The 23,492-nt window shown below is 64.0% G+C and carries 26 protein-coding genes and 1 pseudogene; 15 read left to right on the top strand and 12 right to left on the bottom strand.

Annotated elements, in window-relative coordinates; translation table 11 throughout:
- Positions 1-26 precede the first annotated feature (26 nt).
- Complete coding sequence (locus tag XH91_RS15480; protein ID WP_128951372.1) at positions 27-776, top strand: NUDIX hydrolase; 750 nt, start codon at positions 27-29, stop codon at positions 774-776.
- Between the two features lie 115 nt (positions 777-891).
- On the opposite strand, the gene XH91_RS15475 is transcribed toward XH91_RS15480, so the two are convergent.
- Entirely contained in the window at positions 892-1,434 is a 543-nt protein-coding gene (locus XH91_RS15475; RefSeq protein WP_128951371.1) for a hypothetical protein, read from the bottom strand.
- Positions 1,435-1,719: 285 nt separating this feature from the next.
- On the opposite strand from XH91_RS15475, the gene XH91_RS15470 reads away from it, so the two are divergent.
- From XH91_RS15470 to XH91_RS15455, 3 genes are all read left to right on the top strand, one after another.
- Positions 1,720-3,045: an LLM class flavin-dependent oxidoreductase gene (locus XH91_RS15470; protein ID WP_128951370.1), complete on the top strand. Its 1,326-nt coding sequence runs from the start codon at positions 1,720-1,722 to the stop codon at positions 3,043-3,045.
- Between the two features lie 125 nt (positions 3,046-3,170).
- Positions 3,171-3,338, top strand: a complete 168-nt coding sequence (gene rpmG, locus XH91_RS15465) for a 50S ribosomal protein L33 (protein WP_057756569.1) — start codon at positions 3,171-3,173, stop codon at positions 3,336-3,338.
- Positions 3,339-3,652: 314 nt separating this feature from the next.
- Complete coding sequence (locus tag XH91_RS15455) at positions 3,653-5,527, top strand: tetratricopeptide repeat protein (RefSeq protein ID WP_128951369.1); 1,875 nt, start codon at positions 3,653-3,655, stop codon at positions 5,525-5,527.
- Here the strand turns inward: XH91_RS15455 and XH91_RS15450 are convergent.
- Positions 5,484-6,722, bottom strand: a complete 1,239-nt coding sequence (locus XH91_RS15450; protein WP_128951368.1) for an MFS transporter — start codon at positions 6,720-6,722, stop codon at positions 5,484-5,486. The genes XH91_RS15455 and XH91_RS15450 overlap by 44 nt on opposite strands.
- Positions 6,723-6,876: 154 nt before the next feature.
- Between XH91_RS15450 and XH91_RS15445 the strand changes: the two genes are divergently transcribed.
- A complete protein-coding gene (locus tag XH91_RS15445; RefSeq protein WP_128951367.1) occupies positions 6,877-7,464 on the top strand; it encodes a TetR/AcrR family transcriptional regulator in 588 nt (195 codons plus the stop codon).
- A gap of 157 nt (positions 7,465-7,621) precedes the next feature.
- Here XH91_RS15445 and XH91_RS15440 read toward each other — a convergent pair whose 3' ends face one another.
- Together XH91_RS15440 and XH91_RS15435 are read right to left on the bottom strand one after the other, a co-directional pair.
- A complete protein-coding gene (locus XH91_RS15440; RefSeq protein WP_128951366.1) occupies positions 7,622-8,995 on the bottom strand; it encodes a PleD family two-component system response regulator in 1,374 nt (457 codons plus the stop codon).
- 14 nt (positions 8,996-9,009) lie between these two features.
- Positions 9,010-9,375, bottom strand: coding sequence for a response regulator (locus XH91_RS15435; RefSeq protein ID WP_008566616.1), 366 nt, complete (start codon positions 9,373-9,375; stop codon positions 9,010-9,012).
- Between the two features lie 250 nt (positions 9,376-9,625).
- On the opposite strand from XH91_RS15435, the gene XH91_RS15430 reads away from it, so the two are divergent.
- The 4 genes from XH91_RS15430 (at position 9,626) to XH91_RS15410 (ending at position 12,269) form a co-directional block, all read left to right on the top strand.
- Positions 9,626-9,937, top strand: coding sequence for a DUF3572 domain-containing protein (locus XH91_RS15430; protein ID WP_128951365.1), 312 nt, complete (start codon positions 9,626-9,628; stop codon positions 9,935-9,937).
- Entirely contained in the window at positions 9,934-11,223 is a 1,290-nt protein-coding gene (locus XH91_RS15425; protein WP_128951364.1) for a DNA polymerase IV, read from the top strand. The genes XH91_RS15430 and XH91_RS15425 overlap by 4 nt, the downstream gene beginning before the upstream one ends.
- Before the next feature lie 180 nt (positions 11,224-11,403).
- Positions 11,404-11,805: an ACT domain-containing protein gene (locus XH91_RS15415; protein WP_128951363.1), complete on the top strand. Its 402-nt coding sequence runs from the start codon at positions 11,404-11,406 to the stop codon at positions 11,803-11,805.
- Between the two features lie 227 nt (positions 11,806-12,032).
- Complete coding sequence (locus XH91_RS15410; RefSeq protein WP_128951362.1) at positions 12,033-12,269, top strand: hypothetical protein; 237 nt, start codon at positions 12,033-12,035, stop codon at positions 12,267-12,269.
- A gap of 126 nt (positions 12,270-12,395) precedes the next feature.
- Here XH91_RS15410 and XH91_RS15405 read toward each other — a convergent pair whose 3' ends face one another.
- A complete protein-coding gene (locus XH91_RS15405; RefSeq protein WP_128951361.1) occupies positions 12,396-12,914 on the bottom strand; it encodes a hypothetical protein in 519 nt (172 codons plus the stop codon).
- A gap of 767 nt (positions 12,915-13,681) precedes the next feature.
- On the opposite strand from XH91_RS15405, the pseudogene XH91_RS40100 reads away from it, so the two are divergent.
- A pseudogene (locus XH91_RS40100) lies at positions 13,682-14,178 on the top strand (cytochrome P450).
- A gap of 103 nt (positions 14,179-14,281) precedes the next feature.
- Here XH91_RS40100 and XH91_RS15395 read toward each other — a convergent pair.
- A complete protein-coding gene (locus XH91_RS15395) occupies positions 14,282-14,683 on the bottom strand; it encodes a RidA family protein (RefSeq protein WP_128951360.1) in 402 nt (133 codons plus the stop codon).
- A gap of 88 nt (positions 14,684-14,771) precedes the next feature.
- The gene (locus XH91_RS15390) at positions 14,772-15,617 is read right to left on the bottom strand and encodes a cell envelope integrity EipB family protein (protein ID WP_164934006.1); all 846 of its coding nucleotides are present in this window, start codon (positions 15,615-15,617) and stop codon (positions 14,772-14,774) included.
- A 256-nt stretch (positions 15,618-15,873) separates the two neighbouring features.
- On the opposite strand from XH91_RS15390, the gene XH91_RS15385 reads away from it, so the two are divergent.
- From XH91_RS15385 to XH91_RS15370, 4 genes are all read left to right on the top strand, one after another.
- The gene (locus XH91_RS15385) at positions 15,874-16,341 is read left to right on the top strand and encodes a RidA family protein (protein ID WP_036015166.1); all 468 of its coding nucleotides are present in this window, start codon (positions 15,874-15,876) and stop codon (positions 16,339-16,341) included.
- A 10-nt stretch (positions 16,342-16,351) separates the two neighbouring features.
- Entirely contained in the window at positions 16,352-17,098 is a 747-nt protein-coding gene (locus tag XH91_RS15380) for a glycerophosphodiester phosphodiesterase (RefSeq protein WP_128951358.1), read from the top strand.
- A 54-nt stretch (positions 17,099-17,152) separates the two neighbouring features.
- Positions 17,153-18,424, top strand: coding sequence for a GNAT family N-acetyltransferase (locus XH91_RS15375; protein WP_128951357.1), 1,272 nt, complete (start codon positions 17,153-17,155; stop codon positions 18,422-18,424).
- 64 nt (positions 18,425-18,488) lie between these two features.
- Positions 18,489-18,914 (top strand): HIT domain-containing protein, encoded by a 426-nt coding sequence (locus tag XH91_RS15370; RefSeq protein WP_128951356.1) that lies wholly within the window; start codon positions 18,489-18,491, stop codon positions 18,912-18,914.
- Between the two features lie 3 nt (positions 18,915-18,917).
- Here XH91_RS15370 and tsaA read toward each other — a convergent pair whose 3' ends face one another.
- The 4 genes from tsaA to XH91_RS15350 form a co-directional block, all read right to left on the bottom strand.
- Entirely contained in the window at positions 18,918-19,409 is a 492-nt protein-coding gene (gene tsaA, locus XH91_RS15365) for a tRNA (N6-threonylcarbamoyladenosine(37)-N6)-methyltransferase TrmO (protein ID WP_128951355.1), read from the bottom strand.
- A 32-nt stretch (positions 19,410-19,441) separates the two neighbouring features.
- Complete coding sequence (locus XH91_RS15360) at positions 19,442-19,792, bottom strand: AzlD domain-containing protein (RefSeq protein ID WP_128951354.1); 351 nt, start codon at positions 19,790-19,792, stop codon at positions 19,442-19,444.
- Positions 19,789-20,529 carry an AzlC family ABC transporter permease gene (locus tag XH91_RS15355; RefSeq protein WP_128951353.1) on the bottom strand — a complete coding sequence of 247 codons (741 nt, stop codon included), beginning with the start codon at positions 20,527-20,529 and terminating at the stop codon, positions 19,789-19,791. The genes XH91_RS15360 and XH91_RS15355 overlap by 4 nt, the downstream gene beginning before the upstream one ends.
- A gap of 248 nt (positions 20,530-20,777) precedes the next feature.
- Positions 20,778-21,731, bottom strand: coding sequence for a lytic transglycosylase domain-containing protein (locus XH91_RS15350; protein ID WP_128951352.1), 954 nt, complete (start codon positions 21,729-21,731; stop codon positions 20,778-20,780).
- An 82-nt stretch (positions 21,732-21,813) separates the two neighbouring features.
- On the opposite strand from XH91_RS15350, the gene XH91_RS15345 reads away from it, so the two are divergent.
- Complete coding sequence (locus tag XH91_RS15345; protein ID WP_128951351.1) at positions 21,814-22,452, top strand: HAD family hydrolase; 639 nt, start codon at positions 21,814-21,816, stop codon at positions 22,450-22,452.
- Here XH91_RS15345 and XH91_RS15340 read toward each other — a convergent pair.
- The gene (locus tag XH91_RS15340; protein WP_128951350.1) at positions 22,449-23,486 is read right to left on the bottom strand and encodes a phenylacetaldoxime dehydratase family protein; all 1,038 of its coding nucleotides are present in this window, start codon (positions 23,484-23,486) and stop codon (positions 22,449-22,451) included. The two genes, XH91_RS15345 and XH91_RS15340, sit on opposite strands and share 4 nt — an antisense overlap.
- Positions 23,487-23,492 lie beyond the last annotated feature (6 nt).

Genomic DNA, 23,492 nt, shown 5'->3' with positions numbered 1-23,492 from the left:
TAAGCAAGAACAGTCCGGGTGAGGATATGAGCGACACGGCGCAGACGGCCGAGAAGGCCAAAGTCCACGAGGAAAAGGAAGCCGACCACCATCCCTATTTCCGCCCACGGGATGCGGCGACCCTGATCCTGGTAGATCGCAGCGTCGGCATTCCAAAAGTGCTGGTCGGCAAGCGTCACGACAAGGTCGTGTTCATGCCCGGCAAATTCGTCTTCCCCGGCGGCCGCGTCGACAAGGACGATCACCGCGTGCCGTGTGCTGCCCCCATCACCGCCGAGCTTGAAGCCAATCTCGCCAAGGGCAGCCCGAAGACGCCGGCCTCGCGCGCCAAATCGCTCGCGATCGCCGCGATCCGCGAAGCCTGCGAGGAGACAGGCCTCTGCTTGGGGCGCAAGAGCGAAGGTAAAGCGAAACTCGAAGGCCCCTGGAAGCCGTTCGCGGATGCGGGCCTCCTGCCCGATCCCTCCAGCCTGTTCCTGATCGCGCGCGCAATCACCCCGCCCGGCCGCGTCAAAAGGTTCGACACGCGCTTCTTCACGGCCGATGCCTCCGCGATCACCCATCGCATCGAGGGCGTGATCCATGCCGACGCGGAGCTGGTCGAGCTGGTCTGGGTCGAGCTCGGTTCAAAGCCGCTCGCGGATCTGCATCCCATGACGCGGAATGTGCTGAACGAGCTCGACACGCGCCTTGCCACCGGTCCCCTGCGTCACGACGCGCCGGTGCCGTTCTTCCATTTCTATGGCGGCAAGATGCAGAAAGATATTTTGAGCTGACCTGTCATTCCGGGGCGCGCGCAGCGCGAACCCGCAATCCATTCAACGACCACCTCCGCGGCCCGATGGATTCCGGGCTCGCGCTAAGGGGCGCGCCCCGGAATGACGGGCCGAGCTAATCCGCGTCGGGCTCGGTGCCGACATAGTCGCGCGCCGGCAAATTCAGTGCACGGCCGAGCTCCCGGGCTAGCTGGTCGGCGTCCCCGCGTTTGGTGAAGCTCATCAGCGAAATCGCTTCCGTGCCCTTGCTGCCGCACAGATTGACGGCGTAGGTCGTCAGCGCGGGATCATAGTCGTCGGTGATGCTGATGAAGTGATAATCGGCGAGATCGCGGGACTTGCGAAAGGTCAGCGGCCCGAACTGCCTGGTGATCACGATCTGGCGCAGCGCCTCGTTGAGCACGACGAAGGTGCGGAAGGTCAGCAGGATCAGGCCGGGGATGCCGATGAGCAGTCCAAGACCCGAAAACACCAGCACCGGCACCAGATCGTCGGCGATCCGGCCGAAGCCGGAGAAATCCTGGCGCAGGCCAAGCGCGACGTTCCAGAGCAGGTAGAAGCTCGCCGCGAGCAGCGGCAGCGACAACAGCCGGCCGAACCAGGGCATCGGCCGGTCGATCCGGACGATGCCACCGTCTATGGTCATTGCGCTCGCCATTGAAGTCTCCTCTCGGGGTCTTGGCTTGGTCGCGCGAGCGACGGGATGGTTCGATGGCAGTCCCCTCTCGTCATTCCGGGGCGCCGCAAAGCGGCGAGCCCGGAATCCATAACCACGATCATGAGTATGGATTCCGGGCTCGCGCCAAGAGGGCGCGCCCCGGAATGACAGAAAAGTGCTGTGCGAACACCGAAAAACAATAAATTCTTCTCAGCCATCCCGATGGCGGAGTTCCGCAGGCTGCCTATGTCTCTGCCAACGACATCAAGAACGGACCAGGGCGCGATGGCACAACGGCAACTCAAGCTTGGCGCGTTCATGCGCCCGATCAGCATCCACACCGGCGCCTGGCGCTATCCCGGGGCCTGGCCCGACGCCAATTTCAATTTTGGCCATATCAAGCAGCTGATCCAGAAGCTCGAGGCCGGCAAGTTCGACGCCTTCTTCATGGCCGATCACCTCGCCGTCTTGAACATGCCGGTCAACGCGCTCAAGCGCAGCCACACCGTGACCTCGTTCGAGCCGTTCACGCTGCTGTCGGCGTTATCAGCCGTCACCGAGCGCATCGGCCTGATCGCGACGGGCTCGACCACGTTCGACGAGCCCTATCACGTCGCGCGACGCTTCGCCTCGCTCGACCATCTCAGCGGGGGACGCGCGGGCTGGAACATCGTCACCACCTCGAACCCGGACGCGGCGCTGAATTTCGGCCTCGACGATCACATGGAGCACGCTGAGCGCTACAAGCGCGCCCGCGAGTTCTACGACGTCGTCACGGGCCTGTGGGATTCCTTCGCCGATGATGCCTTCGTGCGCGACGTCGAGAGTGGCCTGTTCTTCGATCCCGCGAAGATGCATGTGCTCGACCACCAGGGCAAATACCTGAAGGTGCGCGGCCCCCTCAACATCGCCCGCCCCGTGCAGGGCTGGCCTGTGATCGTGCAGGCCGGCGCCTCCGAGGACGGCAAGCAGCTCGCGGCCGAGACCGCGGAAGCCGTCTTCACCGGCGGCGGCAGCCTCGCCGACGGGCAGAAGCTCTATGCCGACATCAAGGGCCGCATGGAGAAGATCGGCCGCGACCCCGAACACCTCAAGATCCTCCCCGGCGCCTTCGTCGTGGTCGGCGACAGCGTCGATGAGGCCAGGGAGAAGCGCGCTTTGCTCGACAGCCGGGTGCACTATGACAGCGCCATCGCTTCGCTCTCCGTCGTCCTCGGCACCGATGCCTCCGGCTTCGATCCGGACGGACAGTTGCCTGATATCCCCGAGACCAACGCCAGCAAGAGCGGCCGCCAGCGCATGGTCGACCTCGCCAGGCGCGACAAGCTCACCGTGCGCCAGCTCGCCCAGCGCGTCGGTGGCTATGGCGGGCTGTCCTTCGTCGGCACCGCCAAAACCATCGCCGACCAGATGGAGGAATGGCTGGTCGGCCGCGGCTCGGACGGATTCAACATCATGTTCCCGTTCCTCCCCGCCGGCCTCGACGATTTCGTCGACAAGGTCGTCCCGGAGCTGCAGAAGCGCGGGATTTTCCGCAAAGAGTATGAAGGGCCCACTTTGAGGGAGAATCTGGGCCTGCCGCGGCCGAAAAACCGCTTCTTCGAGGCGTAATGGGCCCGATTTGAGTGGTTTTGCGGCCCTAAATCCTTGACTTCCCCCGGTTTCTGGCTAGGTTGCCGGCCAACGCGGGCCGTTTGGCCGGCTCCAGATTCCCCTGATTTTCTGAGGTTCAGAACATGGCCAAAGCGGTCACCATCAAGGTCAAGCTCGTGTCCTCGGCCGACACCGGCTTCTACTACGTCGCCAAGAAGAATTCGCGCACCATGACCGACAAGCTGGTCAAGAAGAAGTACGATCCGGTCGCGCGCAAGCACGTCGAGTTCAAGGAAGCCAAGATCAAGTAAGATCGGCGATAGCGAACAGTTTTGCGGGGCCCTTGCGGGCCCCGTTTTCGTTTGGGGCACTCGCGTGTCCCGGACGCGCTGCAGCGCCCTTGCGCTGCTGCGCAGAGCCGGGGCCCAGCAAGCGACACGGCGCCCCGTTGATACATGGGCCCCGGCTCAGTAGCGCACCGTGGAAGTGACGCTGCGCTGCGTCCGGGGCACGAGAGCTGCGTGATGGCCGCGAGCCGCCAGCCTCACGAAATCCTGGCGTGGTTAGAAGGAGAAGCCTCGCTGCCGTCCATGGCGGGGTGGATACTCCTCCGCTCCAACCATCCATGAATCGCAGAGAGCGCCGGGCCACCGCGGCCAGACAATCCGGAAGAACCTCGCCGGCCGCACTCTGCCAGGCCGGCTTTGCGCATCTTCGATCGGGGCGCATCGCCGAGGCCGAGCTGTGCTGCCAGCGGGCTCTGACGCTCGACGAGCAACATTCTGATGCGCTCCACCTCCTCGGCGTGCTGTGCTTTCACGCCCAGCAGCCTGACGCTGCCGTGGAATGGATCGGACGCGCCGTCCAGCAGGCACCGAAGGCTGAGTATCTCCTCAGTCTCGCCACGGTGCTCGAGCGGCAGGACCGGCTCGAGGACGCATGGCAGCATTACAGCCGGGCCTTGAGTCTCAAGCCTGATGACGCCGGCCTCTGGAATCACATCGGCGATCTGCTCTGGCAACTCGGGCGCATGGACGAAGCCGCACGGCACCTGCAGCAAGCGCTGAAGCTCAATCCGCATTACTGGGAAGCCGCGCATAATTGCGGCATGTTGCTGCTCGAGCTCGGCCGGCATGCGGAAGCGGTGGAATGCTTTGACATCGCCGAGAGGCTGAACCGAGCCTCCGCGGCCCTGCACCAGATGCGCGCCGTTTGTCTCTCCGCGCTCAACCGCTTCGACGAAGCAGAGGCCGATTACGAAAGATCCATCGCGCTCGATCCGAGCCTTGCGGAGACGCACAACAATCTCGGCCTCTTGCATTGGCGCTTTGGCCGGCTGGAGCAGGCCTTTGCCTGCTTCGACCGGGCGCTGGCCCTTCGCCCGGATTTCCATGCCGTGCTCAACAACAAGGCGGTGGTACTGCTGCATCTGCAAATGCTGGATGAGGCGTTCGCGGCCCTGCACAGATCGCTCGCGGCCGCCCCTGATGATGCGCAGACGCTGTTCTATCTGGCGACGCTTCAGCTCCTCACCGGCGATTTCGAGCGCGGCTGGGCCGCACGCGAAGCGCGGTGGCGATTGCCGTCAGTCGGCCTTGTCGATCGCGGCTTTTCACAACCGCTGTGGCGCGGCGACCGGCCGCTCGAAGGCAAGACCATTTTGTTGCACTCCGATGAGGGATTGGGCGACGCGATCCAGTTCGCCCGCTATGTGCCGATGGTCGCCGCGCTCGGAGCCAGAGTCATCCTGGAGGTCGAGCCGCCGATCCAACAGCTTCTAGGCGGCATCGAAGGCGTCGAACAGTATATCGGCCGCTCCTCGACGCCGGCCTTCGACCTGCACTGCCCTCTCGGGACGCTACCGCTGGCCTTCGCAACGCGGCTCGATACGATCCCGCTCGCGCAAGGCTATATTCCCGCGCCGCCGGCAACGCGCGTCAAAACGTGGCAAGACCGGCTTGGTCCCCGCGATCGCTTCCGTGTCGGTCTGGTCTGGGCGGGCAACCCCGATCACAAGAACGACCACAACCGGTCGATGCCCCTGCGCACACTCGCGCCGCTGCTGGATTGCGACGTCCAGTTCGTCTCCTTGCAAAAAGGCGTCCGGGATCAGGACCGCGCCTTCCTTGCCGATCACCATGACATCGTCGATCTGACGCAACATCTAACCGACTTCAGCGAAACGGCAGCACTGATCTCCTGTCTCGATCTGGTGATCTCAGTCGACACCAGCGTCGCCCACCTCGCCGGCGCGCTTCGAGCGCCGATCTGGACGCTGGTGCCCTTCAACCCCGATTGGCGCTGGCTGCTCGAGCGCGATGACAGCCCGTGGTACCGATCGATGCGGTTGTTCCGGCAAACCACGCGCGGCGACTGGGCGAGCGTCGTGGACGAAGTTCGTGTCGCGCTCGAGGGACAGCTCTCGGCACGGCGGTCAAGGCTGGTCGAGCCCTCGCCTACGCCGTCCGCAGCACCGGTGCCGGCGGCTGCGACGGCCTGATCAGCGCGAACGCAACCTGGATGACACCACCGGCGAGACCAAGTGCGACGCCGATGCGCCAGGCCATAGTGTACGAGCCAAGTGCGTCGTAGATCAGCCCTCCTCCGTAGGCGCCGAGGAAGCTGCCGATCTGGTGGCTCATGAAGGCGAGGCCCTGGATCATGGCCTGCCAGCGCAGGCCAAACATCTCGGCGACGGCGCCGGCGACCAGCGGGCCGACGCCCATCCACAGGAAGCCCATGATGGCGCCGAACAGCAGCGTCGAGAACGGCGTCGCCGGCAGCATGAAATACCAGGCGAGCGCGAGCGAACGCAGGATGTAGATCGCGCCCAGCAGCGCGAGCTTGTTCCAGCGCTGGCCGGCCCAGCCGAAGAACAGCGAGCCCAGCACATTGAAGCCGCCGATCATGCCGAGCGTCTTCGCACTGAGCATCGGATCGAGGCCGCAGATCGCAGGATAAGACGGCAGATGCGTCGTGAGAAACACCAGCTGCATGCCGCAGACGAGATAGGCGCAGGTCATCACGACGAAAGAGGCATTGCCGAACGCTGACTTCGCGACGGACGCGGCCGTGGCATCGCCGATGTCGTCGGCGGCCGGCTTCGGCAGCGGAATGGCGTCGACGCGCCCTGCATACCACGCGGCGGGGATCATCAGCACCGACATGACGACGAATCCGGCAAGGCCGATGCGCCAGCCGAAGCCCTCGTTGAGCATCTGCCCGAGCGGCGCCGACAGCAGAGCGCCGAGCGAGCCGGCGCCCGAGACGATGCCGAGCACGGTCGAGCGCACCGTTGCGGGCACCGCGCGCGCCGCGACCGACATCGCGATTGCCGCAGCCGTGCAGGCCAGCGAGGTGCCGATCAACACGCCGGCGCCGATCATGATGCTGACGAGCCCGTTCGCGGTTGCCATCAGGATGAGGCCGACGATGTACATCAGCGCACCTGCGATCATGATCGGACGGAAGCCGAAGCGCACCGTCATGGCGCCTGCGAGCGGCTGCAGGAAGCCCCAGGCGAGGTTCTGCACGGCGAGCGCCAGCGTGAAATCCGACACCGAGAGGTGGATGTCGTGGGTCAGCGGCTGCATGAAGATGCCGAGCGACTGCCGCAGCCCCATGCTCAGCGTCAGCATGATCGAGGCGCCGATCAGGATCGGCAATGTCGGACGCAGGACCTGCAACAGGGGCATTCTTGTTCTCCCTCATGGGCGCGGTGCGCGCCGGCATCTGCAATGTCAGCTGATTTCGGTTACACAGACCTGTGTAACTAGTCTATAAGAGGCCGGCGCTGTCAAGGCGCTTGTTACACAGGTCTGTGTTATGCCGTCCGCCGAAAAATCCGACATGAAGGAACGGATCCTCGAGACCGCCGACAAGCTGTTCTATCTGCAAGGCATTCGCGCCATCGGCGTCGACACCATCGCAGCCGAGATCGGCATCTCCAAGCGCACGCTCTACAACCACTTCCCGTCCAAGGATGCGCTGATCGCGGCCTATCTGGAACGCCGCTTCGTGCACGCCCGTCCCTCCGACAAGCCGCCGGCCGAGCAGATTCTCGGCACCTTCGATTCGCTGGAGCGGCGCTTTGCGGCCAAGGATTTTCGCGGCTGCCCATTCGTGAATGCGGTCGCCGAGCTCGGCCCCACCGACCGCGCCGTCAAGAAGATCGCCATCGCCTTCAAGGAAAGCCGCCGCCTCTGGTTTCGCGAGCGCCTGACCGAGCTCGGTGTTGCGGATGCCGATGCACTCGCAACGCAGCTCGTGCTGCTGGTCGATGGCTCGATCGCGCAGGATCTGGTGCGCGATGACCCCGCGATGGCCCGTGCGGCGAAGGAAGCCGCGAAGGTGCTGCTGCGGAATGCGGGCGTGGATATGGGGGGTGAGGCGGTGAAGCCTGCGCTTGCGAAAGGCAAGCGCACGCCACAATCATAACTGTCGCCGCGCCTCTCGGTGTCATCACCCGCGAAAGCGGGTGATCCAGTATTCCAGAGGCAGTTGTGATTGAACCGAGAAGCCGCGGCGTACTGGATTCCCCGCCTTCGCGGGGAATGACAGCGGAGTTTGCGGCGCTAGCGACCGCACACAACGATCACGCCGCCTGCGACACCACCCGATTGCGCCCGTCGTGCTTGGCGCGGTAGAGCGCCGTGTCGGCGCGCTTGAGGACGTCGGCGACCGCCTCGCCCTTCTGCTCCAGCGTGGTCAGCCCGATCGAGATCGTCACCTCGACGCGCTTGGTGCCCTTGTGGACCGCGAAGGGCTCGCCGGCAATCGAGCGGCGCAGGCGCTCGGCGACCATGCCGGCGACGTGCAGATCGGTTTCCGGCATCACGATGACGAACTCCTCGCCGCCGTAGCGGCAGGCGAGATCAATGCCGCGGATCGACTTGCGCACGCGGACCGCGAATTCGCGCAGCACGTCGTCGCCGCCGTCATGGCCGAAATTGTCGTTGATCGACTTGAAATAGTCGATGTCAAGAATCATCAGCGCCAGCGGCTTGCCGCGCGTGGAGGCCTGCTCGGCGAGCGTTGCCAGATGGCTCTCCATGTAGCGGCGATTGTGCAGGCCGGTGAGCGCGTCCGTGATCGCCATCTCGATCGAATTCTGCACATTGTCGCGCAAATGATCGGTGTAGCGGCGGCGGCGGATTTGCGTGCGGGCGCGCGCCAAGAGCTCGGTCTTGTCGATCGGGCGCAGCAGATAATCGTTGACGCCGATCTCGAGGCCACGAAGCAGGCGCGTGGAATTCTCAGCTTCCGCGATCGCCAGGATCGGCACGTGGCGGGTGCGCTCCAGCGAACGGGCCTGGCTGCAGAGCCTGAGGCCGTCGAAATTGTTCAGGTCGAGCGAGACGATCAGCAGGTCGTAATTGCCCTCGGCCGCATGGAACAGCGCTTCGGTCGGATTGGGCTCGACGTCGACGGTGTGCTCGGCGGCAAGGATCGTCGCCAGCCGTTCATAGGAGGACTCGCGGTCGTCGACCAGGAGGATGCGGCCGCCCTTGCCGGTGTCGGCCACGGCGCTGCGCTCGGGCGCCTGCATGCCGATCTCGAGCGAGGTGATGGCGCGCATGCGCAGCTCGTCGGTCATCATCTTCAGCCGCGTCAGCGAGCGCACGCGCGCGATCAGCACGACGTCGGAGACCGGCTTTGTGAGAAAGTCGTCGGCGCCCGCTTCAAGGCCGCGATTGCGGTCGGCGGGGCTGTCGAGCGCGGTAACCATCACCACGGGAATGTGGTGCGTGGCCGGATCGGTCTTGAGGCGGCGGCAGACCTCGAAGCCGTCCATGTCGGGCATCATCACGTCGAGCAGGATGATGTCGCATTCGGCGCGCCGCGCCAGCGCCAGCGCCTCGGTGCCGTTCGAGGCGGTCATCACGTCGAAATATTCGGCCGAGAGACGGGCCTCCAGCAGCTTGACGTTGGCGGGAACGTCATCGACGACAAGGATACGCGCGGACACTGTGAACTCACTTCCTATCCGATAAAACGCCGGACCGTCTCAATGAATTTGCCGACCGAGATCGGCTTGGACAAATAGGCCTCGCAACCGCCCTCGCGGATGCGCTCTTCGTCGCCCTTCATCGCGAAAGCCGTGACCGCGACGACGGGAATGGCGCGCAGCTCCGGATCGTCCTTGATCCAGCGCGTCACCTCGAGGCCGGAGACCTGCGGCAATTGGATATCCATCAGCACGAGGTCGGGCCGCATCTTGCGCACGAGGTCGAGTGCCTCGTAGCCGTTGCTGGTGCCTGATGTCTGGTAGCCGTGCGCCTCCAACAGGTCGCGGAAGAGCTTCATGTTGAGCTCGTTGTCTTCCACGATCAGGACGGTCTTAGCCATCCCGCCCTCCTGTTTGGTCGCAAGACCGATGCATGTGACGCCTCAGGCGCCGCTTTCCGGCGCTTCGAAAACTGGATTCAAACTAGCCTCAGATTCGCTTGAGTTTCGTTAAACCTGAGGGGCCACTTTCTGCGATGTGGTTTCCAGTTGCTTGTCTGGGCCAGCGAGACTCAGGCCCGAGACTCAGTCCGCAGACTCGGGCATAGTCCAAAGTAGACACCGAAAGTTAACGGAAAGGCAAACCGGGCCCGTGAAAAAGCCTGTTCACAACCCCCGCGAAGTCGCTGAAATCGTTGCGATTCAGGCGCTGTCCTTCGTCGCCGGCGAGCCCGAAAGGCTGGGCCTGTTTCTGGCCGAGACAGGGGTCGGTCCGGAGACCCTGCGGAACGCCGCCTCGGATCCGAATTTCCTGCTCAGCGTGCTCGATTTCGTGCTGCGCGATGACGACACCGTGAAGGCCTTTGCCAAGGCTTCGGAACTGCATCCGACCAATGTTGCCGCAGCGCGGCAGGTGCTGGGCGATGCGCTCGGCGACCGGACCTGGGAGCGCGACGTGCCGTGACCGCCCCTGATGCGGCCGGGCCCCGCTGCTTCTGCCGGGATTGTCTGGCCGATCTGGATTTTGGCGTGCGTCGCTGTTCCGCCTGCGGCTCCCCTCGCCTGGTCCGTCACCGCGCGCTCGCAGGGCTCACCATCGCCCATGTCGATTGTGACGCCTTCTATGCGACGGTCGAGAAGCGCGACAATCCTGACATCGCCGACAAGCCCGTCATCATCGGCGGGGGAAAACGCGGCGTGGTCTCGGCCGCCTGCTACATCGCGCGCACCTATGGCGTCCGCTCGGCCATGCCGATGTTCAAGGCGTTGGAAGCCTGTCCCCATGCGACCGTGATTCCGCCTGACATGGCGAAGTATGTTCGGGTCGGACGCGAGGTGCGCCAGGCCATGCAGGCGCTGACGCCGCTGGTCGAGCCGCTGTCGATCGACGAGGCCTTTCTCGATCTCTCCGGCACCGAGCGCGTGCACGGCATGATGCCCGCAAAAGTGCTGGCGCGCTTTGCCCGTGAGGTCGAGCGCGACGTCGGCATATCAGTCTCGGTCGGCCTCTCCTGCAACAAGTTTTTGGCCAAGATCGCATCCGACCTCGACAAGCCGCGCGGCTTTGCCGCGCTCGATCAGGAGGAAGCGCGTACAATGCTGGCGGAAAAGCCGGTCGGCTTCATCTTCGGCGTTGGCCCCGCAACGCAAGAACGTCTCATGCAGCGCGGCTTCCGCATCATCGCCGACCTGCAAAAGGCCGACGAGATCGAGTTGATGCGGCAATTTCCGAGCGAGGGGCGCCGGCTATGGCGGCTCGCACGCGGCATCGACGATCGCCGCGTCGAGGCGGATCGCGGCGCCAAGACGATTTCCAGCGAGACGACGTTCGAGACCGACATCCGCGATTTCGCCTCGCTGGAGAAGATCCTGTGGCGGCTGTGCGAGAAGACGTCGTCGCGGCTCAAGAGCAGCGAGCTGGCCGGCTCGACCGTCACACTGAAGCTCAAGACCGCCGATTTTCGTCAGCGCACGCGCTCTCAGTCGATTGCCGCCCCGACGCAGCTTGCCGCCAAGATCTTCTCGATCTGCCGCGAGATGCTGGCGAAGGAGATCGACGGCACCGCCTTCCGCCTGATGGGCGCCGGCGTCAGCGCGCTCCGCGACGGCTCCCCCGCCGACGATACCGACATGCTCGACCGCCGCGCCGCCCACGCCGAACGCGCGGTTGACAGTCTGCGCAAGAAGTTCGGCGATGCGGCCGTGATCCGCGGTATTGCATATGACGGGCCGGAGAAGGCGCAAGAGTGATGGCGGTCTGCCTGTTGCGCGAAGCCATCGACCAAACCCTCGATGTCGTCCTGGCGAAAGCCAGGACCCATTACCACCGGCCGTCGTTTGGCGAAGACAGTTGGTTGACAGCTCAACGCCGCAACTTCTCCCTGGGGTAATGGGTCCTGGCTTTCGCCAGGACGACATTGTGGAAGCACCATGCCAGCCAAACGCGACCTCACGGCGCTGCTGAAAAACACGAAGCCACAGCTGCAGCCGGGCATCTTCGTCTTCTGCACGATCGCGCCAGGCGCGCCTGTTCCCGGAGCCCTCAATCCCCTCCTGACATTCCGCGAGCAGGAAGGAACGACGCTCGTCATCCCGCGCGAAGAGGCCAAAGCGGCAGGACTAAACCATGCATTCGCCGCGCGCCTGATCACCTTGACAGTCCACTCCGCACTTGACGCCGTCGGATTCCTGGCAGCCATCACCGCGCGTCTCGCCGAAGCCGGCATCAGCGTCAACGCCGTGTCGGCCTTCCATCACGACCATGTCTTCGTGCCCGTGGACCGGGCCGACGAAGCGATGGCTTTATTACACGACATGAGCGGGCCGAATTAGGCCGCGGCTGTACCACTAACAGCCGGCCACCGATGTCTGCTCGGCCCCTAACAACGGCGGCAGAGCGGACGTCTGCCGAGGTCGCTGACGGGCCAAAACCGGACATAGCAAAATGCTCATAGCCTAACAGAGCCGGTTCAGATATTGATCAATGCGGGCCGCCTTGAACCAGAAGTGGCTGGTGATGCAAGTGGAGATAATTGCCACTAATGCATCAGGGCGCTGTGATGATCTGGAACGGCTTTTTGATTGCTGTAATGGTTGCAGCCGCGGCCGTCGCGGCTTGGTCGAATGACCGCATCTGGAAGCGGGTGCGCGAATCCGGCCACCGCTACTGGGCCATCAATCCCCGAGCCTACCTCGCAGGTCTGCGCGGGTTTGAGATGCTGATATTAACGGCCGCTACGTTGATCGGCTTATACGCATTGCGTGCATTGTCGCTTGCGTTCTTCCCACACTCCTAACCCAAGTTTATGCAGTTTCGTGTGTTAATCGGCTCACTTGCAGGGACTTGCATCTTTGGCTGGGTTCTCCTGATTCTCATTCCAAAACGGGGCTGAGGACGAGGTGTCCACGTTAGGGCTCTTGGCTTAGGATCGGTCCGATATGTAAGAGTTCGCAACGCGAGAAATTTCGTCACTGTCGGTGTCCAGAATGCTTGCGTCCAGACGAATAACTGATCCCGAAATACTGTAACCAGTCGTCCAAGCGAGCAGCCTCTCCGCCGGGCGGATAGAGAGCTTTTGCTGGAACGCCGGATTCATCACAAGCAAAACTCCGGTTTTGTTCCACGATTTGTAGGGAATGTACGATGTCACCGATTGGATCACATTCCACGGTATGGCCGTGGGCGTCAGCCGCGTGTGCTTGAAACCCGTTGCGTCAATCGAGACGACGACTTCGTCCTTCGCCGTCAGCAAGAGGTAGGCCAACGTAAACGCTGCGCCCGCCATCGTAGTAGCCAAAATGTAGTTGACCACGGTGAACCAGATTTGGCCCCTCATGTACGCGGCAACGAACCAAAACATCACCGCGAGGCCGCCGCAGAAGCCCGCGCGACTTAGCAATGCGAGAACCGAATAGTGAGCGTTGAGTCTTTGGTTGAGCATCTCGGGAATTGGGTGGGGCACGAGCGGAAAGGAACTGCCCTTCCAACCCCGAACCTACATTTTCCCCGTTGGAGAAAGCAAGCGGCCACGGTCCGATGTCTCATATGGGTCACAAGCTGCCCTTGACAGATTGCTTCGCCTTGGTCGGCTCACCTACCGGAAGCAGACATTACGGCTCTCAGAGCCAGGGTCAGCAACGGGCCAATAGGGGACATTAGCGCGCGATGCGCATCGGGTGCTTTGGATTGCGGCGTATGAAATCATCAACGTCCCGCAATCGTTCCGGGAATGGTTCAGCGTCGGGATGGCTCCGGTAGCTCCAGAAGCGAAAACCCGCTGACCAGAGGGCTCGCACCTTTTGCCATTGCTCGACGTCGGAACGCTTCGGAGCTTTGAACGAGCGGCCCATCTCATGCAAACAAGAGCCGCACTGCGGGCAAGCTGCCCCAGTGTCCGCCCGCACCTTCCATGACTTCCGACACTCGAAGCAGGCATGAGCAATGAGGTAATCTGGTCCGCGCATCGCTTTAGGCGGACGCGGGTCGGCGCGCGTGCCTGCGGAACGCCGCAAATCCATCCGTCGAGCCTTTTCCCAGCCTCCTACCATTCGAGGAGAATGACAGCAGCCCCCAATGTCCGCAACTGGTCAAAAGCGGGCTTACGATGCAGTACGACCTTTGGTCCGCCTCTAGCCAGACAGCCGACATTCTGACGCTGAGGACCGAGCCAGCTATAGGCCAGCTGCAGTCCCTCTTCATCAGACAGAGATGGTCGTCGTTCCGAATGTCGAAGCAGCAGTTGGCCTGGCCGATCGGCTGGTCGTAGCGAGAGCGGTCGACGAGGAGGTGCTTCGTCTGTACCCGCCGATCGCGGCGCTGAGCCGTTCTGCCCTCGAGGACGACCTGCTGGGCGACGTCGAAGTCGGCCGGCGCTCGCTGATCGTGATCGCACCCTACGTGCTCCACCGGCACAGGGCCTTATGGGACCGGCCCGATGTTTTCGCCCCTCGCGCTTCCTGCCGGATGCGCGGTCCACCATTGCGCGGTTCACCTATCTGCCGTTCGGTATCGGCCCGCGGACATGCATCGGTTCTTCCTTTGCGCTGCAGGAAGCCACCATCATCCTCGCCGTCCTGATCCGGAACTTCGACATGCGCCTGTCTGCGGACGCCGAGGTCTGGCCGATCCAGCGGATCACGCTTCGGACGGCGAAAGGCCTACCCATGCAGATACGCCGCCGCGAAGGGATGGCTATGATGGCATAGTACCACTGTTTTGCCCGACGGGTCAACCGAAATTCGCAAAATACGAAACTACATCCACCCTTTCGAACGCGCGTCTACTGTGCATGGGGTTGTTTTGCACATTTCAATCCGCGACCGCGATCGCCTCGATCTCGATCAGCCATTCCGGCGCGGCCAGCGCGGAAACTCCGACGAGTGTCGAGGCCGGCGGCTCCATGCCTTCGAAGAAGGCCGAGCGGGCCTTGCCGATGATCGGGCGCAGCTCCGGCTTGTAGCCGACGACGAAGGTCGTGATCTTGACGATGTTGGCGTAGGTGGCGCCGGCGGCCTTCAAGGCATGGCCGAGATTCTGCATCACCTGCGTGGTCTGCGCCGCGATATCGCCCTCGCCGACGATCCGCCCCTCCTCATCGGTCGACACCTGGCCGGAGATGTAGATCGTGCGCGCCCCGGAGGCGGTGACGACGTGGGAATAAGCGGGATTGTGATGCAGGCCGCTGGGGCGGAGATGATCGAGCTTGGGCATGGGCTTGCTCCCGACGTTTATGGTTGGACGGGAGCGTAACCGGAGATGGCGTTGAGGGCTAGTGTCGCCGCTCAATCGCAGGGCGTCTTCAATTACAGGGCTTGCTGTCCTTGACGTCGAACTTGCCCATCGCGCCGGAGATCACAAAATCGTTGTAGTCGAGCACGAGCTGACGGGAGACGCCGTTCTCGTAGAGCTCGAACGACATCGCATAGACGGGCGTCTGCTCGCCTTCCTTCTGCTGCACGTCGCGGTCGAAATAGCTGACGGTCACCGGCCAGCGCGTCAGCGATTTCATGTGCTCGTCAGAGGTCGACGGATCGGGCGATGCGGTGTGGTCGGCGGGGATCGGCTGACCGATTACGGTCAGCGTGTTGTACACCTTCTGGCCGTCATCGGAGCCGTCGTAGACGGAGAGCTCGAGCAGCGATTTGCCCTCCTTGGCAGCGGCGATGATGCGCTGGATCTGCTCGGTCGGGAACACGATCTTGCCGTCCAGGGTGAAGCTCTTCGGCGCCGGCAATTTCAGCTTGACGTTGATGTGGTCGCCGTCGCGTTCCGCCGAGCCGTCGACGAGGCCAGCCTCGGCCTCGTTCATCCGCGTCTCGATCTTGAAGCGGTAGCTTTTGCCCGCGGCGTCCTCCCAGGAGTTGGAGCGGAGGTCGCTGAGCGTGATCTTGCCCTCGCCGCTGTCGAGCTCGGAGACCTGGCGGAATTCCGACGTGTAGCCCTCGCAGCTACTGCCGGCGAAATTGTAGAGGATGCGGCCGCGCGCGCTGTTGATCGAATTGGAGCGCGATTTGACCAGGCTCAGATCATAGAGCGCCTGGTGCGGGAGGAACGGACCATTCGCGGCATGCGCGCCACCACTGGCGCCGAGAGCGGCCGCCGCAAGCGCCATCGCACCGAGTGAAGTCCGGAAAAGGTGCACCATGTCTGTTCCCTGGGGGATGCGCAGATTCGACACTTTAATGACCGATCCATTGCGTCGCAACTGCGGCGGTTTCACGTAAAGTTGCGCCTCTCCGTCGAACCGTCTGACCTACCTCGGGAAAATGCAGTCCGCCCACGGCCTGCCGCTGACAAATCCGCTTGCTTGCATGTGGCCGCCCGATGGGCGAAACAGGGGCAAGCCCGGATGTTCCCAAACGCACCGGGACGGACGAGTTTTCAGGCATCGAGGTCGAGATATGGCAGGCACGGTCGAGCAGAAACTGGCGGAACAGGGCATCAAGCTGCACGAGGCCCCGTCTCCCGTAGCCAATTATGTTCCGTTCGTACGGACCGGCAATTTGCTGTTCGTCTCCGGTCAGGTCTGCTTCGATCCTGCCGGCAAGCTGATCGCCAAAGGCAAGCTGGGCGCCGGCGTCTCGATCGAGGACGGCGCTGCGGCCGCGCGCGGCTGTGCCGTCAATCTGCTCGCACAGGTCAAGGCCGCACTCGGCGATCTCGACAAGGTCGTGCGCGTGGTGCGCCTCGGCGGCTTCATCAACTCGGCGCCGGACTTCCTGGATGGGCCGAAGGTGCTGAACGGCGCCTCCGATCTGATGGTCGCCGCATTCGGCGACAAGGGGCGCCACGCCCGCACCACCGTCGGCGTCGCATCGCTGCCCGCGGATGCGGCGGTCGAGGTCGAAGGCGTGTTCGAGGTCGCCTGAGGTCGGCATCGTGCGTGCTCCGGATTGGCTGACAGCGCGGCCGGTCGCCCATCGCGGCCTGCATGACATCTCTCGTGGCATCGTCGAGAACATGCCGGGCGCGGTGCAGGCCGCGATCTCAGGCAATTTTGCGATCGAGGTCGACATTCAGCTCTCGGCGGACGGCGAGGCCATGGTGCATCACGACCATGCGCTCGGCCGCCTCACCGACGCCACCGGCCCCGTGGTCGCGAAGACCGCGGCCGAGCTGAAGGCCATCACGTTCAAGGACACGCCTGAGCGGATGATGTCGCTCGGCGATCTCTGCGCCATGGTCGCCGGCCGCGTGCCGCTGGTGATCGAGGTGAAGAGCCATTTCGACGGCGACCGCAAGCTGGTGAAGCGGATGGCCGAGGTGCTGGCGTCCTATCAAGGCCATGCTGTCGGCATGTCCTTCGACCCCGATCAGGTGCTGGCGCTGCGCGAGCTGCTGCCCTCCCGCCCGCGCGGCATCGTCGCGCAGCGGAGCTATGAGGACGAATACTGGGCCTACCTGACCCAGGAACAACGCGACAGCATGCTGTACCTGCGCCATGGCTTCCAGACCCAGCCGCATTTCGTCGCTTTCAAGGTCGACCATCTGCCGGCGCCCGCCCCCTGGATCGCCCGCAACGTGTTCGGCTGTGCCCTGCTCGGCTGGACCACCCGCACACCCGAGCAGCGGACACGGGTCGCGCAATATGCCGATCAGATGATCTTTGAGGGGTTCGTGCCGTAGGCTTGATGTTCCCGACCCTTGAAGTCGCTGCTGCAATGCACGATCTTGGGCGCAATGACATCATTCGAAATCACCCTGGAGGCCGTCCCGTCCATTGGCGAAGTCTCGCCGGAGGATTGGGACGCCTGCGCCAATCCTGGCAAGGCTCTTAATGACAAGGCTCTTAATGAAAAGGCCTGCAACGGGCACGGCATGGGAACCTCATCCGGCCTTCCAGGCGATTCGCTCGGCCTGTTAAAGCCCGCCTACAACCCGTTCGTCTCGCACGCCTTTCTTTCCGCCGTCGAGACATCCGGTTCGGCCACGATCCGCACCGGCTGGGGACCACGGCACCTCGTGGCCAAGATTGACGGCCGCGTCGCCGGGGTCGTGCCTTGCTACCTGAAATCACATAGCCAGGGCGAATACGTCTTCGACCGCGGCTGGGCGGACGCCTATGAGCGCGCCGGCGGCCGCTATTACCCCAAGCTTCAGGTCTCCGTTCCCTTCACACCGGCCACCGGGCCGCGGCTGCTGGTGCGCGACGGCGTCGATCGCGAGCGCATCACCGAGGCGCTGGCGAGCGGGCTGGTGGCGCTGTGCGGCGTCAGCAAGGCGTCCTCGGTGCACGTCACCTTCGCGCGCGAGACCGAGTGGAAGCTGCTCGCCCGGCATGGCTTCCTCCAGCGCACCGACCAGCAGTTCCACTGGCGCAACGAGGGCTTTGCCACCTTCGACGATTTCCTGGCGACACTGAACTCACGCCACCGCAAATCCATCAAGCGCGAGCGGCGCGATGCGCTTGCCGCAGGCATCACGATCCATTGGCTCACCGGCAAGGACCTCACCGAGGACGCCTGGGATGCGTTCTTCGCGTTCTACATGGAGACCGGCTCGCGCAAATGGGGCCGGCCCTACCTGACGCGCGAGTTCTTCTCGCTGATCGGCGAGACCATGAGCCAGGACGTGCTGCTGGTGATGGCCCGCCGCAACGACCGATGGATCGCCGGCGCGATCAACTTCATCGGCTCGGATACGCTGTTCGGCCGCAATTGGGGCGCGGTCGAGCATCACCCCTTCCTGCATTTCGAGGTCTGCTACTACCAGGCGATCGATTTCGCGATCAAACACGGCCTCACGCATGTCGAGGCCGGCGCGCAGGGCGAGCACAAAATCGCGCGCGGCTACCTGCCGCGAACGACCCATTCCGCCCACTTCATCGCTGATCCGGGCCTGCGCCGCGCCATCGACGATTACCTCGAGCGCGAGCGCGCCTATGTCGCGGAGGCCGGACGCGAGCTGGCCGAGCTCGGCCCTTTCCGCAAAGGCATCGACGAGGCGCCTTGACGCGCCCGCGCGGCTGGTGACAGTAAGCGCAAAATTGAGCTCAAAATTCCCGGGAGCCGCCGCCATGACCGCCTACGATCCCAACAACATCTTCGCAAAGATCCTGCGCGGCGAGTTCTCCTGCCACAAGGTCTATGAGGACGAGCATGTCTTCGCCTTTCTCGACATCATGCCGCGAGTCACGGGCCACACGCTCGTGATCCCGAAGGCCCCCGCCCGCAACATCCTCGACATCAAGGCGGACGACTACGCCCACGTCGCCCGCGGCGCGCACAAGATCGCCGCGGCCGCGATGAAAGCGTTCAACGCCGACGGCATCACCGTGCAACAGTTCAACGAACCCGCCGGCGGCCAGGTGGTGTTCCATCTCCATATGCACGTGATGCCGCGCCAGGACGGCGTGGCCATGCTGCCGCCCGCGAGCCGCAAGGAAGACGTCAAGGTGCTGGAAGAGAACGCGGCCAAGCTGATCGCGGCGTTGAAGAGCTGATCGTCACTCCGTCTGGAAATCCCCAGCCTGTGGCGCGGCCAGCGGCGTGAACTCGCAGCGATCCGGCTTGATATCGATCAGCGGCGTATTGTCGATGCAGTCGAGCCCGCGAACCAAAATCGCATTTCCCTCGATGCCGACGAGCTTGACGATCGAGGTGCCGATCGGGTTGGGCCTTACCGGCGAGCGCAGCGAAAACGTGCCGCGGGTCTTGTCGTTGTTCTTCGGGCTTTGCAGCACGATGTCGCGGCGCGACTGGTCGAGCCAGTAGAGCACTTCGAGATTGTTGTAGAAATCGACGCCCTTGATCGCCGGCACGAACGGCTCGAAGATTTCGAGGCGGCAGATCGGGCCGTCCTGGCGGCCCTGCCGCGGCGTCTCCAGCCGCGAGGTCCAGGGTGTGCGGATGCGGCCGATGAAGACGAGGCCAGCATCTTTCGTGGACGGCAGCTCGATGGCGACCTCGCCCTCGCGGAGTTCGTTTTCGCGAACCATATTTCCTGTTCCTTGGCTGTTCGGAGGCGGTTTTAGCCCAACCACCACTTGCCGGCCAGCATGAAGACTTCGCCGGCGACAACGCCCGCGAAGATCGAACGGCGGGTCAGCAGGAACACGACGAGGCCGGCGGCCACCGCGCCATAGCGTAGAGCATCCGGCACGCTGGCGAGCGCGCCGGGCGGCTGGACTACGATCTGGGCGATGACTCCGGCGAGGATCGCGGTCGCGACTGCCCTCACCCAGACCAGCAGTTCAGAGCCCTCGTCGATGCCGCCGCCGAACCATAAGCCGAGCATGCGCCAGATCTGGTTGGGCACGACCCCGGCGACGAACAGCACGACCAGCGCTTGCCAGTCTCCAATGAGCTGCGCGGCACTCATGCGCGCACCGCCCGCCACCAATGCACGCCATAGGCGATCGTGCCGGCTGTCACGCCGCTGACAAGGATGTCGAGACCGGAATTCATCTTTGCGGCCAGCGGATAGAGCAAAATTCCGAGCGTCAACGCGACCACGTCGGCAACCTCGCGGCAGTTGCGCGCGGTCGAGAACAGGAACGACAGCGGCGTCAGCAGCAGGATCGCTGCCCCTAACGTCTGGGTCAAATTGGCCGCGAGGAAATAGCCGACCGTGTTGGCGGTCAGACACACCGAGACCAGGCCGAAGCCAAGTCCGTTGACGAAGGCGATGCGTCGTTCGCGCGGCACCAGCGGCAGGAAGCGATGGCATTCGACCCACAGCGTGACCGCCGTGAGATGGGCTGCAAAGAACAGCTCGCGCCGCCTGGTCGTCGGCGTACGCATCAGCGGCAGCACGGAGACCACCATCGGAAACAGCCTGATCGCACTGACGGTGACCGCAATCGCCGACTGGATGATGGTGGCACCCGAGCCGAGCGTGGTGATCAGGATGATCTGCGCGGGCCCTGCCCAGACGAACAGCGTCGAGCAGAGCGCCCAGAGCAGGCTGAAATGGGTGTCATGGGCCAACGCGCCGATGCCAAGATAGGTCGCAAACAGGACGAGCGTGAGGATCGTCTGCGTGATCGAGCGCACACCCCAGGCGAAGGCGCGCCACGGGCTTTGCCATTGCGGGGAATCGAGCGGAGGAAGCGCCACAGGAAGCCGGCCGGCGGGAGAGGAATCGTGTCTGCATAACGGGCAATGCAGGCGGCCGCGTCAAGGAAGCCGGCGGCGGGGCTGGCATGCACGGCGCCGACACCCGCGGCCGCCATTTCGGGGCGTCGCGTAAGCGGCGGGCCCGAAATCCATCAGGCGGCAGAGACTGCGGGGAAATGGATTCCGGGCCGCGCCCAAAGGGGCGCGCCCCGGAATGACGAGAGGAGAGAGGCGCACCGCCTACCCGCTCACGCGCGGTTCTTCAGCACGAAGCACGCCCCGCCCGCCCTGCGGATACGGTTGCAGAGATCGTCCGCCTCACTTCGCGTGTCGGCGCCGATGCGCACCTGGTAGAAGGCGTGCGAGCCGCGGCTGCGAACCACGGACGAGAGCAGGCTCGGATCGCGATCGCCGATGACGGCGCTGAGCCGCGTGACGGCCCGGGAATACATCGCCAGCGCCTTGTTGCGGTCGAAGCCGGCGGCGAGCTGAACACCCCAGATCTTCGCAGCGGCGAGCTCGACATGCTGCTCGAGCTCTGCGACGAACGGGTTCGGCGCGCGCTTGAGCAGCGCCATCAGGTCGCGGCAGCTCGTCGGCGGCGAGCTCGGCGGTCCCTTGCCGGTGCCGCCGGCCTTGGCCCATGCATCAACGCTCGCGCCGGTGATGGCGTAGACATAGTTGCGTGTCTGCTCCGGCATGCCGCCGGTGCCGGCGAGCCATTCCTGCACCCGCCGCGGCCCGGCATTGTAGGCAGCCGCGGCAAGGCCGAGATTGCCGAACTGGTTGCGCAGGTCGTTCAAGAACTCGGCGGATTTTGGCAGCGCCTGGACCGGATTGAAGGGATTGAGAAGCCCGCGCTCGCTCGCTGTCCCCGGCATGAACTGCGCGATCCCCTGCGCCTGCTCGCCGCTGCGGGTCACGGGTCCCACGGCATCGGCCTGGAAGCGGCTCTCCTGCCAGATCACGCGGGCGAAGAATTCCAGTGGCAGGTTGGCATCACGCGCGGCCGCCTCTACGATCAGGCAGATCGACTCCCGCGTGTCGCTCTCGCGCACAGACTCGCCCGCTGCCGGTTTTGCCGGCGCCTCGGGGCCGAGCTGCGTGGGAGGGACCGGGACGTCCTCGGCAAGCACCGGCGTGCAAACGAACGCCGCCGCGAGCACCCACCAGATCAGCTTCTGAGCCCCGACGAACGCCATGTCGCTCCCGATATCGGCCCTTGAACTTGGCCCCCAAGGCAACTAGCAACGGCAGGTACTAGCAACGCTGAGCCCGGCCAGAATGCAGACAATCTATTTTGATCTCGACGGTACGCTGACTGATCCAAAGCCGGGGATCACCGGTTCGATCCAGTATGCCCTAAAAAAGATCGGTATGGCGGTCCCGAGCCAGGATGAATTGACCTGGTGCATCGGGCCGCCTCTGCATGCGAGCCTGAAGGCGTTGACCGGAACCGAGGCGCTGGCCGACCAGGCGCTCCTGCTCTACCGCGAACGGTTTTCCGAGGTCGGGCTGTTCGAGAACTCACCCTATCCGGGTATCCACGACACACTGGCGGCGGTCGCTGAGACCGGCGCGCGCATGTTCGTCGCGACCAGCAAGCCTGCCGTCTACGCCACCCGCATCGTCGAGCACTTCGGCCTGAAGCCGTATTTCGAGCGCGTGTTCGGCTCGGAGCTCGACGGCACCCGTGTCGACAAGCGCGATCTGCTTCGCTACGCGCTCGACGAGACCAAGGTCGATGCGGGCAGCGCCATCATGATCGGCGACCGCAGTCATGACGTGGTCGGCGCCCGAACCAACGGCATGACGGCGATCGGCGTGCTCTACGGCTACGGCAGCGAAGCCGAGCTCCGGGATGCCGGCGCGCATCACATCTGCGCCGCACACCCGGAACTGCTCGGCCACTGCGTCGTCTAAGCGGCCACAGTCTCGACCGCCGCAAGCATTCCTGTCTTCGGATGGCAGTTCAGATATTCGAAGAACTGCTCATCGGCGGCCGCAACAGTGACCTCGTGATAGAGCCGCAGCTTCGCTGACGGCCCCAGCGTCGAGAGATATTTCATCGCCGCACCGAAAATCTTGACGTGGGTCGGGTGCGATTCTGCCCAACGCTCCAGTGCAGCAAGACTTTTCCACCAGCTCTGGCCATAGGATTTTTCACTCGCCTTGCCGTCAGCCGAGAGCACTTGCATGTAGCGGTTGGCATAGCAACCGATCGCAAGCCCATCGTCGCGCAGGAAATCCATGCCCTCGCGCAGCACCGGTTCGACGTCGTCGAGATAGAGCTTTCGCTCCGACGCCTCGGTATCGCTCCAGTCCTGCCCGGAGCGGATCAGGCAGAGATTGTCCTGCGCCTTCACCCGGAGCCGGGCACCGTCACGGATCAGCTCGGGACTGCCTCCCGGCGACATCGGGTCGCTCTGCGACAGCGGAATGCGATCGCGCATGCCGCCCCAATAAGCGTGCTCCTGCACCTCGCCGCTCATGCCGTCGGCAATCGCGGCGATACCTTCGGGCCTGCCGAGCGAGGAGAACAACGTCTCGTGCCGCGCCACCGCAGGGCGCAGCACCTCGATGAAGGTGCCGATGCCGTCGCGCGGCCTTCCGGTCCACACGTCACGGGCCGGCGCAAACCAGGCGTCAAAGCGTGCGAAGTCGTCCCAATAGGCTACCGTGACGATGTTGATATGACCGGCCCGATCGACATAGTGCGCGCGGTCCCAATGCGTGGGGCCACCTTCGCCGGCAAACAGGCTGGCGATTTCGGCGAGCGCTGCCGCAGCCGCCGCTGCCGCGCCACGATGCTGCACGCCGAAATAAGCCATGACCACGCGGCTCACACCAGGCCTGTAGCGCGCCACGAAGGACGGGTATGGCGGCTGATAATCATCGGGCACGCGCTTGTGGCGCGTGCGCTGGGTTTCGAGATGCGCGGGAATTGCTGATTCCATGATCGT

Source organism: Bradyrhizobium guangzhouense, assembly GCF_004114955.1.
GTDB lineage: Bacteria > Pseudomonadota > Alphaproteobacteria > Rhizobiales > Xanthobacteraceae > Bradyrhizobium > Bradyrhizobium guangzhouense.
The sequence above is the reverse complement of the archived record's forward strand: the minus strand, read 5'-3'. Positions and strand labels throughout refer to the sequence as shown.